This window comes from Zhihengliuella halotolerans (assembly GCF_004217565.1).
Classification (GTDB): Bacteria; Actinomycetota; Actinomycetes; order Actinomycetales; family Micrococcaceae; genus Zhihengliuella; species Zhihengliuella halotolerans.
The window spans coordinates 3,220,982-3,233,874 of record NZ_SHLA01000001.1; the positions used below are offsets into that span (position 1 = coordinate 3,220,982).

15 protein-coding genes are annotated in these 12,893 nt (G+C 68.8%); 13 read left to right on the plus strand and 2 right to left on the minus strand.

Going from position 1 to position 12,893, the window contains the following annotated elements:
- Positions 1-55 precede the first annotated feature (55 nt).
- Together EV380_RS14830 and EV380_RS14835 are read left to right on the plus strand one after the other, a co-directional pair.
- Complete coding sequence (locus tag EV380_RS14830; RefSeq protein WP_130451764.1) at positions 56-1,267, plus strand: sensor histidine kinase; 1,212 nt, start codon at positions 56-58, stop codon at positions 1,265-1,267.
- The gene (locus EV380_RS14835; RefSeq protein WP_130451765.1) at positions 1,264-1,923 is read left to right on the plus strand and encodes a response regulator; all 660 of its coding nucleotides are present in this window, start codon (positions 1,264-1,266) and stop codon (positions 1,921-1,923) included. Before EV380_RS14830 ends, EV380_RS14835 begins: the two co-directional genes overlap by 4 nt.
- A 6-nt stretch (positions 1,924-1,929) precedes the next feature.
- Here EV380_RS14835 and EV380_RS14840 read toward each other — a convergent pair whose 3' ends face one another.
- The gene (locus tag EV380_RS14840) at positions 1,930-2,301 is read right to left on the minus strand and encodes an iron chaperone (RefSeq protein ID WP_130451766.1); all 372 of its coding nucleotides are present in this window, start codon (positions 2,299-2,301) and stop codon (positions 1,930-1,932) included.
- A gap of 68 nt (positions 2,302-2,369) precedes the next feature.
- On the opposite strand from EV380_RS14840, the gene EV380_RS14845 reads away from it, so the two are divergent.
- The 3 genes from EV380_RS14845 to EV380_RS14855 all read left to right on the plus strand — a co-directional run bounded on the left by EV380_RS14845 (position 2,370) and on the right by EV380_RS14855 (position 3,425).
- Positions 2,370-2,819, plus strand: coding sequence for a VOC family protein (locus EV380_RS14845; RefSeq protein ID WP_130451767.1), 450 nt, complete (start codon positions 2,370-2,372; stop codon positions 2,817-2,819).
- 84 nt (positions 2,820-2,903) lie between these two features.
- Complete coding sequence (locus EV380_RS14850; RefSeq protein ID WP_102158247.1) at positions 2,904-3,161, plus strand: type II toxin-antitoxin system Phd/YefM family antitoxin; 258 nt, start codon at positions 2,904-2,906, stop codon at positions 3,159-3,161.
- A 3-nt stretch (positions 3,162-3,164) separates the two neighbouring features.
- Positions 3,165-3,425 (plus strand): Txe/YoeB family addiction module toxin, encoded by a 261-nt coding sequence (locus EV380_RS14855; RefSeq protein WP_130451768.1) that lies wholly within the window; start codon positions 3,165-3,167, stop codon positions 3,423-3,425.
- 14 nt (positions 3,426-3,439) lie between these two features.
- On the opposite strand, the gene EV380_RS14860 is transcribed toward EV380_RS14855, so the two are convergent.
- The gene (locus tag EV380_RS14860; protein ID WP_130451769.1) at positions 3,440-4,531 is read right to left on the minus strand and encodes an LOG family protein; all 1,092 of its coding nucleotides are present in this window, start codon (positions 4,529-4,531) and stop codon (positions 3,440-3,442) included.
- A gap of 298 nt (positions 4,532-4,829) precedes the next feature.
- Here EV380_RS14860 and EV380_RS14865 point away from each other — a divergent pair, with 298 nt between their 5' ends.
- From EV380_RS14865 to EV380_RS14900, 8 genes are all read left to right on the plus strand, one after another.
- Complete coding sequence (locus EV380_RS14865) at positions 4,830-6,098, plus strand: endonuclease/exonuclease/phosphatase family protein (protein ID WP_130451770.1); 1,269 nt, start codon at positions 4,830-4,832, stop codon at positions 6,096-6,098.
- Between the two features lie 43 nt (positions 6,099-6,141).
- Positions 6,142-6,939: a hypothetical protein gene (locus EV380_RS14870; protein WP_130451771.1), complete on the plus strand. Its 798-nt coding sequence runs from the start codon at positions 6,142-6,144 to the stop codon at positions 6,937-6,939.
- A gap of 92 nt (positions 6,940-7,031) precedes the next feature.
- The gene (locus EV380_RS14875; protein WP_130451772.1) at positions 7,032-7,895 is read left to right on the plus strand and encodes a glycerophosphodiester phosphodiesterase; all 864 of its coding nucleotides are present in this window, start codon (positions 7,032-7,034) and stop codon (positions 7,893-7,895) included.
- Positions 7,886-8,602, plus strand: coding sequence for an AzlC family ABC transporter permease (locus EV380_RS14880; RefSeq protein ID WP_130451773.1), 717 nt, complete (start codon positions 7,886-7,888; stop codon positions 8,600-8,602). Before EV380_RS14875 ends, EV380_RS14880 begins: the two co-directional genes overlap by 10 nt.
- On the plus strand, positions 8,599-8,922 hold the full coding sequence (locus EV380_RS14885) for an AzlD domain-containing protein (RefSeq protein WP_102158254.1): 324 nt from the start codon (positions 8,599-8,601) through the stop codon (positions 8,920-8,922). Before EV380_RS14880 ends, EV380_RS14885 begins: the two co-directional genes overlap by 4 nt.
- 195 nt (positions 8,923-9,117) lie before the next feature.
- Positions 9,118-10,809 (plus strand): ABC transporter substrate-binding protein, encoded by a 1,692-nt coding sequence (locus EV380_RS14890; protein ID WP_423219033.1) that lies wholly within the window; start codon positions 9,118-9,120, stop codon positions 10,807-10,809.
- 89 nt (positions 10,810-10,898) lie between these two features.
- Positions 10,899-11,903 (plus strand): ABC transporter permease, encoded by a 1,005-nt coding sequence (locus tag EV380_RS14895; RefSeq protein ID WP_102158255.1) that lies wholly within the window; start codon positions 10,899-10,901, stop codon positions 11,901-11,903.
- Positions 11,900-12,883 carry an ABC transporter permease gene (locus EV380_RS14900; RefSeq protein WP_130451774.1) on the plus strand — a complete coding sequence of 328 codons (984 nt, stop codon included), beginning with the start codon at positions 11,900-11,902 and terminating at the stop codon, positions 12,881-12,883. Before EV380_RS14895 ends, EV380_RS14900 begins: the two co-directional genes overlap by 4 nt.
- Positions 12,884-12,893 lie beyond the last annotated feature (10 nt).

The window sequence follows — 12,893 nt, forward strand, 5'->3', positions numbered from 1 at the left end:
TCGGTCAGCCTTAAGGCGGAGGGCGCGGGCTGTCCGGCCGTGGTCGAATAGAGATATGGCCACCCCGCTGCCCGGCAAACACCTGCAGACCGTCGTGACGCTGACGCTGTCCAGTCTGCTCGTGGCCGCCGGCTGGACGGGCGTCTTTAATTTCGGCTGGTGGGCCCCGGAAGATCGGCCCGCCGTGTGGTGGCACCTGGTGCCCCTGGCTTTCATGGCCCTGCCGATGCTCGGCAAGCACCGGCGGCCCGTCACCTGTCTCGTGGCCACCGTCCCCATCGTCATGGCGGACGTGGCGTTGGGAGGCAGCGTCGGGATCTGGCTCTGCGTGGCGGACCTGATCTACCACGTGGGGCTCCGGGCGTCACCGCGGGCCGTCCGGGTGGTCGCGACCGTCTTCGCGCTGTGCTGCGCGGCCGTCGTCGTCGCGTCCGGGGCGGTCCAAGGTTTGCAAGCGGCGGTCGGCGCGGGGGTGACCGTGGTGGCCCTGCTGTTGATGCCGCTGTGGTGGGCGGCCGAGGTTCGCCGTGGCTACCCGCTGTGGCCGCAGGCGTACGCGCGTGACGAACTGGAGGCTGAACGGAACGCGGCGCTGAAGGAACTGCACAAACGCGAGCGTCACGCAGCGATCGAGGCGGAGCGGCGCGGCATGGCCCGGGAGTTGCACGACACCGTCTCGGCGGAGATCTCCGCCATCGCGCTCACGGCGGGGGCCGCGCTCGCCGGCGGCGCGGACGAGGCGCGGGACCGTCGGGCCCTCGGCACGATTCGCATCGCGAGTGTGGCTGCGCTCGAGTCCCTGCGGTCGATGGTCAACCTTCTGCGCGGTTCGGAACTGAAGGAGACGGCTGCGGACCTGCTGGCCGAGCCCGGCCCGGACTGGGACGAAACGCTCCGCCGGGCCGAGCGGCTGGGCCTGGACGTCGTCCACCGTGGCCGCCCGCCCGCGGACCTGCATCCACGCGTACAGCACGCTCTGACGCGCGCCGCGGGCGAAGCCCTGCACAATGCGGCCAAACACGGGACCGGGGACGCCGCCGTCGTCGTCACTGCGGATGAGGAGTCCGTCTCGCTCTCGGTGGACAACGGGTTGGCGGAATCTGGCGCGGCCACCGCGGACGGGACGGGCTTGATCGGGATGCGCGAGCGCGTGACCGCCGTCGGTGGTGTGATGACGGCGGGCCCCGCCGGGGACGGGGCGCGGCGATGGCGAGTCGAGATCGAAGTGCCCAGTACGACGACGGGTCCCGGCGGGGGCGCGGCATGAGCGGGGCGGTGATCCGCGTGCTGATCGCAGACGATCACGCGAGCGTGCGGGCGGGCCTGAGATTGTTGCTCGGCATGGCGGGAGACATCGAAGTCGTCGGAGAGGCGGCCGACGGGGACGTCGCCGTCGCGCAGGAGCGGGCGCTGCGCCCCGACGTCGTGCTCATGGACGCGCGCATGCCCGGCGTAGATGGGGTCGAGGCAACCCGGCGCATCGTCACCGCGGGCGGAGCGGATGTGCTGATGCTGACGACCTTCGACCTCGACGAGATCGTTTTCGGCGGGCTGAAGGCGGGGGCGGCCGGGTTCCTGCTCAAGACCGTCGAGCCGCAGGACCTGTTCGACGCGATCCGCCGGGTCGCTGCCGGCGACGGGGTCGTGGCGCCGGAGGTCACCCGGCAGGTGCTGCGGCAGTTCGCGGCTGCCGCGACGCCTGAGCCGGAGCCGGAACCTGCTGCGGGGGACGTCGGCCTGACGCCGCGGGAGACCGATGTCCTCCGGGGTCTCGGACGCGGCAGGTCGAACGCGCAGATCGCGGCCGACCTGACGATTTCCCTGGCGACGGTCAAGACCCATGTCTCGAGCGTGCTCGCGAAGACCGGGACCTCCACTCGGATGCAGGCGGCGATCCACGCCCGCCGTGTCGGCCTCGTCTGACCGTTCCTACTTCCAGAGCACGCCCTCCTGCTCGTGCTCGTCGATGCGGTAACGGATCATCCGCGTGAGCAGGTCGACCGGCAGCGGTTCGTCGTAGGGGAGGCGCAGGGAGCCCTTGCCGGTCTTCCGGTCGGCCAGTTCCTCGCTGAACGCCTCGAGGGTGCTGGGGGTGAAGACCATGTTCGCGTGGGAGGCGTGCCCGGAGAACGTGAAGAGGATGGTCCCGCTCGAGTGGATGTAGGCGGGCTGGTTCCAGCGCACGTCCTCGACGGCGCCCACCGAGTCGTCGCGGCAGAGCGCCCGCAGGTCCGTCAGCATGGTCAGCGCTGGCCCGTCGAAGTCGGCCAGGTACGTTGCGTCGTCGTCTATTTTTGCCATGGGACGATTCTGGATCTGCGGTAGGAGTATGTCGAGACCTGCGGGCGAATCGGGCGTAGCCTGTCGCCATGACCGCCTTCGGCCAGAACATCCACTTCATCACGCTCTCCACACCCGACCTGGACGCGGCCCGCGCGTTCTACGTCGACGGGCTCGGCTGGGAGCCGCTGCTCGACGTGCCCGGAGAGATCATCTTCTTCCAGTTCGCCCCGGGCTCCGTGCTGGGCCTCTTCGACGCCGAGAAGTTCGGCGAGGACCTCGGCGGGGCGGCTGCCATGCCCGCCGCCGGCGTCACGCTCGCCAGCAACGTGGGCGCCCGGGGCGAGGTGGCCGACGTCGTGCGCGCCATGGAGGCGGCCGGAGGCCGCGTGGTGACGCCGCCGGAGGACGGCCCGTTCGGCGGAGTCTTCCACGCGCATGTGGCCGACCCCAACGGCGTCGTGTGGGAGATCGCGTACAACCCGGGCTGGCGCGTGAACGACGACGGCCGGGTCGAGTTCTTCGATCCCGCCGGCTGACGCGGGGCCTGCCGGTCCGCGGCGCGGTTGTGCCGGGAAGCGGTGAGGCGTACAGTTTTCTGTACAGAGTAGAAAGGTGGCGCTGTGAAGACGATGAGCTACACGGAATCCCGGGCACGATATGCCGAGGTGCTGGATTCGGTCGTCGACGACCGCGAGGAGGTCGTCATCACCCGTGCCGGCCACGAGCCCGTCGTCATCGTCTCCCTCGACGAGTTCGAGTCATTGCGCGAAACCGCCTACCTCATGCGCTCTCCCGCGAACGCGCGGCGGCTCCTCGACTCGATCGAGCGCCTCGAGGCCGGTGCCGGCGAAGAGCGCGGCCTGATCGAAGCAGACTGATTCGTGAGGCTGGTCTGGGATGCCAACGCCTGGGAGGACTACCTCTGGTGGCAGGGGCAGGATCGAAAGCTGGTCAGGCGCATCAACCGGCTCGTTGAAGACATCATGCGCAACGGGAACGAAGGTATCGGCAAACCCGAGCCGCTCAAGCACGATTTCTCCGGATACTGGTCGCGCAGGATCACTGACGAGCACCGGATCGTCTACAAGGCTCTCGCCGACGAGGTGCGCATCGCGTCCTGCCGGTACCACTACGGGCGCTGACGTCTCCCGGCCGATCAGGTGATGAGGACCTCCGCGGCCGCCTCCACCGAGTCGACCAGGTGGATGTGCGCCTCCATGCTCCGCCCGGCCGCGAGCGAGCGCAGCAGCGGCCACGCCGGGAGTTGCTCGGTCCAGTACTCTCGCCCGACGAGAACCATCGGGGCGAGGGTTTCCTCGGTCGCGTAGTAGTTCTCGCACGCGTCCTGGAAGATCTCCTGCACGGTCCCGCCGGCGCCGGGCAGGAAGACGATCCCCCGGTTGCAGATCTGCAGCAAGATCGCCTCGCGCAGGGCGTTCCGGAAGTACTTCGCGATCGCCGTCGCGAAGAGGTTGGGCGGCTCGTGCCCGTAGTGCCACGTGGGAATGCCGAGCGACTCGCCGGGCGCCGCCGCCACGGCCGGGTCCCGGAGCACCTCGCGTGCCGCTCCCGCCCAGGCGTCCACGGACGGGTGGTACGACGGCGTCGTCGCCACCGTTCCCAGCGCCTCGCGCAGGCGGTCTTCGCCCATCGCGCTGAGGCGCGCACCGAGATTGGCCGCCTCCATGGCGCCGGGGCCGCCGCCCGTGGCGACCGTGAACGTCCGGCCGAGGAGGTGCCCGAGGCGGGCGGCGTCGTCGTACGCCTCCTCCCCGCGGGAGGCCGCGTGGCCGCCCATGACGCCGACCAGGGCGCGGCCCGCGCTCCACTGGTCGAGGGCGGCGTCCACGGAGTAGTCGTGCAGGGCGCGTGCCATCGTCGAGCGCGGGCCCTGCGCCGTCTGCTGCCAGGCGAAGGCGCGCCCGTCGAGGCTGCGCGAATAGACGTCGTGGTCGTAGAGCTCCCCGGCCGTGTAGAGACTCGAACGGTGCACGTCGACGGGGGCGTTGGCGACGTTCGGCAGGATCAGCGCGCCGCGGCGGGTGTGCTCCGCGGCGACCTCGGGGTCGAGATCGCAGCCAGCGAACGTCGTGCGACCCGTCGCGCAGCGGGCGAGCACGTCGGCGTACCCGCGCAGGTCGAGCCCGATGAGCCGCCAGCCGGTCAGATCGCGGGTTCCGGCGGTGAGGCGGCGGTTGAGTTCGGCGAGCGAGTCGACCGCGACGAAGCGTCCGCGCGTGGGTTTCATGTCGTCTCCTGAGGGTCCATTTCGGCGGCTTTTTGTCCGTGCGATGGGGCTGATTGCGAGCCATGCGGGGGCAAAGTCACGGAACATATCGATCACGCAACAATGGATGCCTTTCAATGTATGACTCACCTGACCGGCTGCTGAGAGCCTACCCACCACGCAGGCCCGGGGATCCGCATGATTCGGGGGAAGTCGCCTTTGGTCCACTTTTCATCCACAGGTGAATTGCTTCACAAGAAAAACCCACAAGGCACGCTGGCCCCTGTCGCAGCACATCTCGGTCACCTACGCTGGTCCCATGCGTTCACTCAAGCGGGCGGCCTTCGCCGTCGTGACGACCGTCGCCCTCGTGGCGTCCGCCGTCATGCCCGCGCACGCAGCGACCTTCCCCCCGGCCGATCATCGTCTGTCGCAGGAGAGAATCGTGGGCTCTGAGACGACGAGCGAGTCGGCTGTCCGGGTTGCGACCTACAACGCATCCCTCTTCCGCGACGCCGAGGGTTCGCTGATCGGCGACCTCACAAGCCCGAACAATGCCCAGGCGCAGGCGGTGGCCGAAGTCATCCAGCGCACGGCCCCCGACGTCCTGCTCGTCAATGAGTTCGACTTCGACGCCGATGGAACGGCCGCCGGTCTCTTCCACGACAACTACCTCGCCGTCTCGCAGAACGGTCAGCCCGCCCAGGATTATCCGTACACGTACGTCGCGCCGTCGAACACGGGCGTCCAGACCGGTGCCGACTTGAACCAGGACGGCACGATCGGCGGCGCCGAGGACGCCTTCGGCTACGGAGAGTTCGAGGGCCAGTACGGCATGGTCCTCTACTCCAAGTACCCGATTCTCACCGACGAGGTCCGGACGTTCCAGAATTTCCGCTGGGCCGACATGCCGGAGAACAACCTGCCGAGTGACTACTACGGGGAACTCATCAGCGGCGTCCTCCGCCTGAGCAGCAAGTCTCATTGGGACGTTCCCGTCGACGTGGACGGTCGCACCGTGCACCTGCTGGCCTCCCACCCGACGCCCCCGGCGTTCGATGGGCCCGAGCAGCGCAACGCCCGCCGCAACCACGACGAGATCCGCTTCTTCGCCGACTACGTCACGGGTGGCGCAGCGGCCGAGTACATCTATGACGACGACGGAGGAAAGGGCGGCCTGGACGAGGGGGAGGACTTCGTCGTTCTGGGCGACCTCAACGCCGACCCGCAGCGCGGCGCTTCCTACGACAAGGCCGTCATGAACCTGCTCTCCCATCAGGACATCCTCGACCCGAAGCCGAGCTCGCGCGGCCCGGTAGCCAACGTGCGCCCCACGCTCGAGGCCTTCCTGTTAGGGGAGGCGCCGCAGTCCGAGGACTATCGCTCGCGCTCGCTGCGCACGGCTGACTTCGGCGGCTCCACAGGCACGATGCGCGTCGACTATGTGCTGCCGTCCGCGACCCTCGAGGTGAAAGATTCCGGCGTCTTCTGGCCGGCGCCGGGGCAGCCCGGCGCGGACCTCGTCGGAATGAACCCGGTCCGCAGCAGCGACCACCGGCTCGTCTGGGTCGACATCGAGACGCGCTAGCGCGCCCCTGCCGATCCTGGGGCGGCTGCCCTAGAGTGGCCTTGTGAAGGAAAAGCTCCCGGACGTCGTCCTCGGTCCCGACGGTAAGCCTGTCGCCGGCCTGCAGGGCGCCATCATCAAAGCCCTCGGCGTTCAGCGCCCCCTCGTCATCAAGTACCTCGAATACGTGCGCCGCCGGCACCCCGGCGCGAGCGCGCACGAGATCGCCCGCATCATCGAGCGAGACTACCGCGTCGCCGTGACCGGCAGCGGCGCCGCCGTCGGCGCCACCGCCGCAGTCCCCGGGATCGGCACGGTGACGTCCCTCGGGCTGTCGGCGGCCGCCACGGTCGGGTTCCTCGAGGCCAGCGCCTTGTACGCGCAGTCGCTCGCCGAGCTGCACGGCATCGCCGTCGAAGACCCCGACAAGGCGCGCGCCCTCGTTATGGCAGTGGTCATGGGTGATGAGGGCTCCTCCATGATCTCCGCGCTGACCCACCAGGTCGCGGGCCGCGGGGCTGGCCCCATACAGGGCTGGGGCGCCGTCTTCGGGTCCTCCAGCCAGCGTGGCCTCTGGGGCGGTATCGCCGCCAAGATGCAGAAGCGATTCCTGCGCCGCGTCCTGGCTACGCAGGGCGCATCGACCCTTGGTCGCCTCGTCCCGTTTGGCGTGGGAGCCGCCATCGGCGGCGTCGGCAATCACCTGCTCGGCAGGAAGGTCATCGAGGCCTCCAAGCTCGCCTTCGGAACGCTGCCCGAGACCATCCCCGCAGAGGTCGTCGATCAGGCCTCGGAACGCCGGGCGATCGAGGACGTCGAGCGCGAGCTGGAAGCCGAGCGCCGTCGTCGTGCCGGCGAGTAGCCGCCGACTCTCGCCCAGAACTCACGCGACGTTCGCCGCGACTTCACGTGCAGGTCGGGCGGCGACGCCCTCAGCGAACGTACGGTAGGGGCATGTACACGGTTTATGCGCACCGCGGTTCCAGTGGAACGTACCCGGAACACACGCGGGCGGCTTACCTTCACGCGCTTGCCGAGGGCGCTGACGGAATCGAATGCGACGTGCACCTGAGCGCGGACGAGATCCCCATCTGCTTCCACGACTCCAGCCTCGAACGGACCACCAACGGGTCGGGGTCCGTCGCGTCGAAGACGCTCTCTCAGCTGCGCCGGCTCGATGTCGTCTCGTGGAAGGGCGTGCGGATTCCTGACCAGTACGGCGCCGCCAGTGAGCAGGTCGTGACCCTCGAGGAACTGATCGACCTCATGCTGCACGCGCAGCGGCCGCTCGGGCTGGCGATCGAGCTGAAGCACCCGAGCCCCTTCGGGCGGCGACTCGAGGAGTCCGTCCTGACCGTTTTGATGCGCAAGGGGTGGGACCCGGAGACCTCCCGGATCGGCAACATCAAAGTCTCCCTCATGAGCTTCGACCCGGACGCGATCGACTACCTGCTCGACACCGTCCCCGGATACCACCTGTGCCAGCTGCTCTCCGTTCTCGACGAGGACAAGGCGCGCGGGCTCGGCTTGATCACGCGCAACGCGGTGCGCTACCTCATGCGTCGGGTGCACCTCGGCGCGCTGAAGCACCTCGACGCCGGCGCGGCGGGCATCGCGGGCCCGGGCGTCGCGTACGCGCGCGAGCACCCAGAGGCCGTGCGCCGGTGGGTCGCGCGCGGGCTGCGCGCGCGGGTCTGGACCGTCAACACCGAAGAGGACGTCGAATTTCTGGCCTCACTTGGGGTGACGGAGTTCACCTCGGATGTGCCGGGGCGGATTAGGCAGTTCCTGGACCATAAACTGGAGGCATGCGCCTAACCTTCCTCACGCCCGCGGTACGGATCGCCCTCTCGGTGTCCGTGGCCACGGGTCTGTACGGGATCTCGTTCGGCGCGCTGTCGATCGCGGCCGGTCTCGACCTGTGGCAGACGATGGCCCTCAGCGCCCTGATGTTCACGGGCGGGAGCCAGTTCGCGTTCATCGGCGTGCTCGCCGGCGGCGGTGCCGGGGCAGCGGCCTTCGGGGCTGCTTCACTGCTCGGGGTGCGCAACGCGATTTACGGGATGCAGATGAACGTGATGCTGCGCCCGCGGAAGACTCGCCGGCTGCTGGCGGCGCACGTGACCATCGACGAGTCCATTGCGGTCGCCGCGGGCCAGACGGAGCTGGTCGAGGCCAAGCGCGGATTCTGGTGGACCGGGTTCGGCGTCTTCGCCCTGTGGAACGTCTTCACGGTCCTCGGCGCCGTGCTGGGCGACGCGCTCGGCGACCCCGCCGCGTGGGGACTCGACGGCGCGGCCGTGGCGGCGTTTCTCGCCCTGCTGTGGCCGCGGCTGAAGAGCCGCGACCCGATTGCGCTCGCCGTCGTGGCGGCCGTCGTGACGATCCTCGCGGTCCCGGTCGTCCCCTCCGGGGTTCCCATCATGATCGCGGCGATCGTCGCCGGCGTCTGGGGATGGCTGGGGTCCGGTCGGATGACGACGTCGGCGGATGCCGAGACCCATCCCGAGGGGGAGCGCGCATGAGCGATTCGACGAGCCTGTGGTTCTGGGTGCTGGCCGCCTGCGCTGCGGCCTACGCCATCAAACTGGTGGGATACCTGGTGCCGGCGAAACTGTTGGACAACCCGCGCATCGTGCACGTCGCCGGCGCGGTCACGATCGGGCTGCTGGCCTCCCTGACGGCGGTGAACACGTTCGCCTCCGGCTCCGGAATCGCGTTCGATGCCCGGATCGGAGCGCTCGTCGCCGCGGCCATCGCCCTCCTTCTGCGGGCGCCGTTCCTCGTCGTCGTCATCGTCGGGGCTGCGACGGCTGCCGGCCTGAGGCTGCTCGGGATCGGCTGAGCTTGCGTCGGAAAATGTGATCTGAATCTCCGGCTCACATGTTCTATGTCACATGTCTTTCACAATTTGGGGTTAGGCTCGGGGTGGGCCCGGTCGCCACAACCAGCGAGGCGGACCCAGACCCCCTCCATCACGGGGTCGCCGCGATCCGCTTCGCCGGAACGCGGTGGATCGACTCGACCTACAGGAGATGCCATGACCATGGATGGCCTGAACACCACCGGCCCGCGTCGCCCGCGTCGCCGGTTTGCGGCTCTGACCGCGACCCTCGCGATCGGCGCGCTCGCCCTCTCAGCCTGCGCCGAAAGCCAGCGAGGCGACGACGCCGCCGCCGAGGGGGACGTCGACTCGACGTTCATCTTCGCCGCCTCCGCCGACCCCGCCTCGCTCGACCCGGCGTTCGCCTCCGACGGCGAATCGTTCCGCGTCTCCCGCCAGATCTTCGAGGGGCTCGTCGGCGTCGAAGCCGGAACGCCGGATCCCGAGCCGCTGCTCGCCGAGTCCTGGGAGCAGTCCGACGACGGACTGAGCTACACCTTCCAGCTCAAGGACGGCGTCACGTTCCACGACGACACCAGCTTCAATGCCGAGGCCGTGTGCGCGAACTTCGACCGCTGGTACAACTGGGAAGGCGTCCAGCAGGCCAGTTCGGTCAGTTACTACTACAACTCGCTGTTCAAGGGCTTCGCCGACAGCCCGGAGAACGCCGTTTACGAGTCCTGCGCCGTGGACGACGAGCTGACGGCGACCGTGAACCTCCGGGAACCGTTCGCCGGGTTCATCGCGGCCCTGTCGCTGCCGGCCTTCGCGATGCAGTCCCCGACGGCTCTCGAGGAGTACGACGCCGACGGAGTCTCCGGCACCCCCGAGGCGCCGGTCCTTTCCTCCTACGCGACGGAGCACCCGGTCGGCACCGGCCCGTTCGAGTTCGTCTCCTGGGAGAACGGCCAGCAGATCGAGCTGACCGCCTACGAGGACTACTGGGGCGAGCAGGGCCAGGTTCAGGACATCATCTTCCGCGTCATCGACGACCCGACGACGCGCCGCCAGTCCCTCGAGGCCGGCGACATCGACGGCTACGACCTCGTCGCCCCCGCCGACACCGCGTCCCTTGCCGACAAGGGCTTCAACATCATGGCCCGCGACCCGTTCACGATCCTCTACCTGGGCTTCAACCAGGAGATCGAGGAGCTCGCCGACATCAAGGTCCGCCAGGCGTTCGCGCACGCGATCGACAAGGACGCGCTGATCGCGCAGACCCTGCCGGAGGGCACGAAGCCGGCCCTGCAGTTCATCCCCGATTCCGTCAACGGCTACAACGACGACGTGACCGAGTACGAGTACGACCCCGAGAAGGCGAAGGACCTGCTCGCCGAGGCCGGCTACGAGGACGGCTTCGAGATCGACTTCAACTACCCGACCGGCGTCTCCCGCCCGTACATGCCCACCCCGGAGCAGGTCTTCTCCAATATCTCCGCGCAGCTCGAGGAGGTCGGCATCACGGTCAATCCGCAGCCGAACAAGTGGAGCCCGGACTACCTCGACCGCATTCAAGGCGGCCCGGACCACGGCATCCACCTGCTGGGCTGGACGGGTGACTACAACGACACCGACAACTTCGTCGGCGTGCACTTCGGTACACCCAAGGAGGACTTCGGGTTCGAGAACCAGGAACTCTTCGACAAGCTCGCCGAAGCCCGCGGCATCCCGGATGTCGACGAGCAGACCCCGTTGTACGAGGAGATCAACGCCGACATCGTCGACTTCCTCCCCGTGCTCCCGCTCGCCCACCCGGCCCCGTCGCTCGGCTTCAGCCCGCGCGTCGAGTCCTACCCGGTGAGCCCCGTCAACGACGAGGTCTTCAACCAGATCGTCCTGTCCGAGTAATCGCGCCCCGGCGCAAGGCGTGAGCACGACGGCGGCCCGCCCGTCGTCGTGCTCATTCCTCCTGATCCGCTCATCTGGAGAGGACGCACGTGCTACGTACGATCGGCAAGCGACTCGCGCTGCTGGTTCCCACGCTCTTCGGCCTGTCGCTGTTGCTGTTCCTGTGGGTTCGCAGCCTGCCCGGCGGCCCCGCGACGGCCCTGCTCGGCGACAAGGCGACGCCCGAGGCGGTGGCCCAGGTCAATCGCCTCTACGGCTTCGACAAGCCGTTCATCGAGCAGTACCTGACCTACATGGGCAAGCTGCTCACGGGTGACTTCGGCGTCAGCCTGCGCACCGGCCGGCCCGTGCTCGACGAGTTCGCCACGCGGTTCCCGGCCACGCTGGAGCTGACGGCGATCGCGCTCGTGTTCGCGGTCGGGCTCGGAATCCCGCTCGGCTACTGGGCGGCGAAGCACGTCGGGCGCTGGCAGGACCAGTTCTCGGTCTTCCTCTCGCTCGGCGGGGTGGTCATCCCGGTGTTCTTCCTGGCGTTCATCCTCAAGTGGATCTTCGCGATCCGGCTCGGCTGGTTCCCGACCGACGGTCGGCAGAATCCACGCATCAACGCCACCCACGTCACCGACTACTACGTGCTCGACGGGTTCCTGACGCAGGAGTGGGACGCGGCGTGGGACGCGTTCATGCACTTGGTGCTGCCGGGGATCGCGCTCGGCACCATCCCGCTGGCGATCATCGTGCGCATCACCCGCGCGTCCGTGCTCGAAGTCGTGAACGCGGACTACGTGCGCACGGCCCGGGCCAAGGGCATCAGCGCCACCCTGATCCGCAACCGGTTCGTGCTGCGCAACGCGATGCTGCCGGTGACCACCACGATCGGCCTGCAGCTCGGCCTGCTGATCTCGGGCGCCGTGCTGACCGAGACTGTCTTCGCGTTCAACGGGATCGGACGGTTCCTCCGGGATGCGATCTTCTATCTCGACTATCCGGTGTTGCAGGGCTTCATCATCTTCATCGCGGTGATCTATTCGCTGATCAATCTGTTGGTGGACGTGTCCTACAACCTGATCGACCCGAGGGTGCGTGTGCAATGAGCCAGAATCTTCCTCCCAGCCCTGGCCGCGGCCCTGCACCGGTGCCCGGTACGACGGCGGCGGCCGGCGCCGCGGCACCGACCGGAAAAGCGCCGGAACCCGAGGGGCGCGGCACCAGCGTGTGGGGCGAGGCGTTCATCCGGCTGCGCCGCAATCCGGCGGCGATCGTCGGTGCCGTGATCGTCACCGCGTTCCTCCTGGTGGCCGTGCTGGCCCCTGTCCTGGCGCCGTTCGGCGGCGAGGAGCTGCCCGGGCGCCGCGACATCACCCCGACGCACATCCCCGGTCCCGGCGAGGTGGAGGGGTACGCCCTCGGCCTCGACCGGTTCGGCGGCGACGTGCTCTCGAAGCTGATCTGGGGAGCGCAGTCCTCCCTCATGATCGGCATCGTCTCCACCGCGTTCGGACTCGTCGGCGGCATGATCCTGGGTCTGCTCGCCGGCGGGTTCGGCGGCTGGGTCGACAACGTCATCATGCGCTTCGTGGACATCCTGCTCTCGGTGCCGAACCTGCTGCTGGCCGTGTCCATCGCCGCGGTGCTGGGCCAGGGCGAGTACGCGATCATGATCGCGATTGGCGTCTCCGCGGTCCCCATCTTCGCCCGCCTGCTGCGCTCGTCGATCCTGGCGCAGAAGGGCTCCGACTACATCCTCGCGGCGCAGACCCTGGGCCTGAGCCGGCGTACCATCACGATGAGTCACCTGCTCCCGAACTCGGTCGGACCGGTCATCGTGCAGGCGACGCTGACCTTGGCCACGGCGGTCATCGACGCGGCGGCCCTGTCCTTCCTGGGCCTGGGCGGCGGCGTGCCCTACGAAGCCGAATGGGGCCGCATGCTCACCTACGCCCAGGCGGAGCTGAGCATCGCCCCGCAGCTGGCGTTCCTGCCGGGCATCTGCATCGCGGTCACCGCGCTCGGGTTCACGCTCCTCGGCGAGTCCCTGCGCGAGGCGCTGGACCCGAAGTCCCGCGCCCGCTAGAACCGGCACC

Excerpts from the sequence above, each read along its gene's own strand:
- EV380_RS14830 (WP_130451764.1), top strand. The coding sequence starts at position 56 with ATGGCCACCCCGCTGCCCGGCAAACACCTGCAGACCGTCGTGACGCTG.
- EV380_RS14835 (WP_130451765.1), top strand. The coding sequence starts at position 1,264 with ATGAGCGGGGCGGTGATCCGCGTGCTGATCGCAGACGATCACGCGAGC.
- EV380_RS14840 (WP_130451766.1), bottom strand. The coding sequence starts at position 2,301 with ATGGCAAAAATAGACGACGACGCAACGTACCTGGCCGACTTCGACGGG.
- EV380_RS14845 (WP_130451767.1), top strand. The coding sequence starts at position 2,370 with ATGACCGCCTTCGGCCAGAACATCCACTTCATCACGCTCTCCACACCC.
- EV380_RS14860 (WP_130451769.1), bottom strand. The coding sequence starts at position 4,531 with ATGAAACCCACGCGCGGACGCTTCGTCGCGGTCGACTCGCTCGCCGAA.
- EV380_RS14865 (WP_130451770.1), top strand. The coding sequence starts at position 4,830 with ATGCGTTCACTCAAGCGGGCGGCCTTCGCCGTCGTGACGACCGTCGCC.
- EV380_RS14875 (WP_130451772.1), top strand. The coding sequence starts at position 7,032 with ATGTACACGGTTTATGCGCACCGCGGTTCCAGTGGAACGTACCCGGAA.
- EV380_RS14880 (WP_130451773.1), top strand. The coding sequence starts at position 7,886 with ATGCGCCTAACCTTCCTCACGCCCGCGGTACGGATCGCCCTCTCGGTG.
- EV380_RS14885 (WP_102158254.1), top strand. The coding sequence starts at position 8,599 with ATGAGCGATTCGACGAGCCTGTGGTTCTGGGTGCTGGCCGCCTGCGCT.
- EV380_RS14890 (WP_423219033.1), top strand. The coding sequence starts at position 9,118 with ATGACCATGGATGGCCTGAACACCACCGGCCCGCGTCGCCCGCGTCGC.
- EV380_RS14900 (WP_130451774.1), top strand. The coding sequence starts at position 11,900 with ATGAGCCAGAATCTTCCTCCCAGCCCTGGCCGCGGCCCTGCACCGGTG.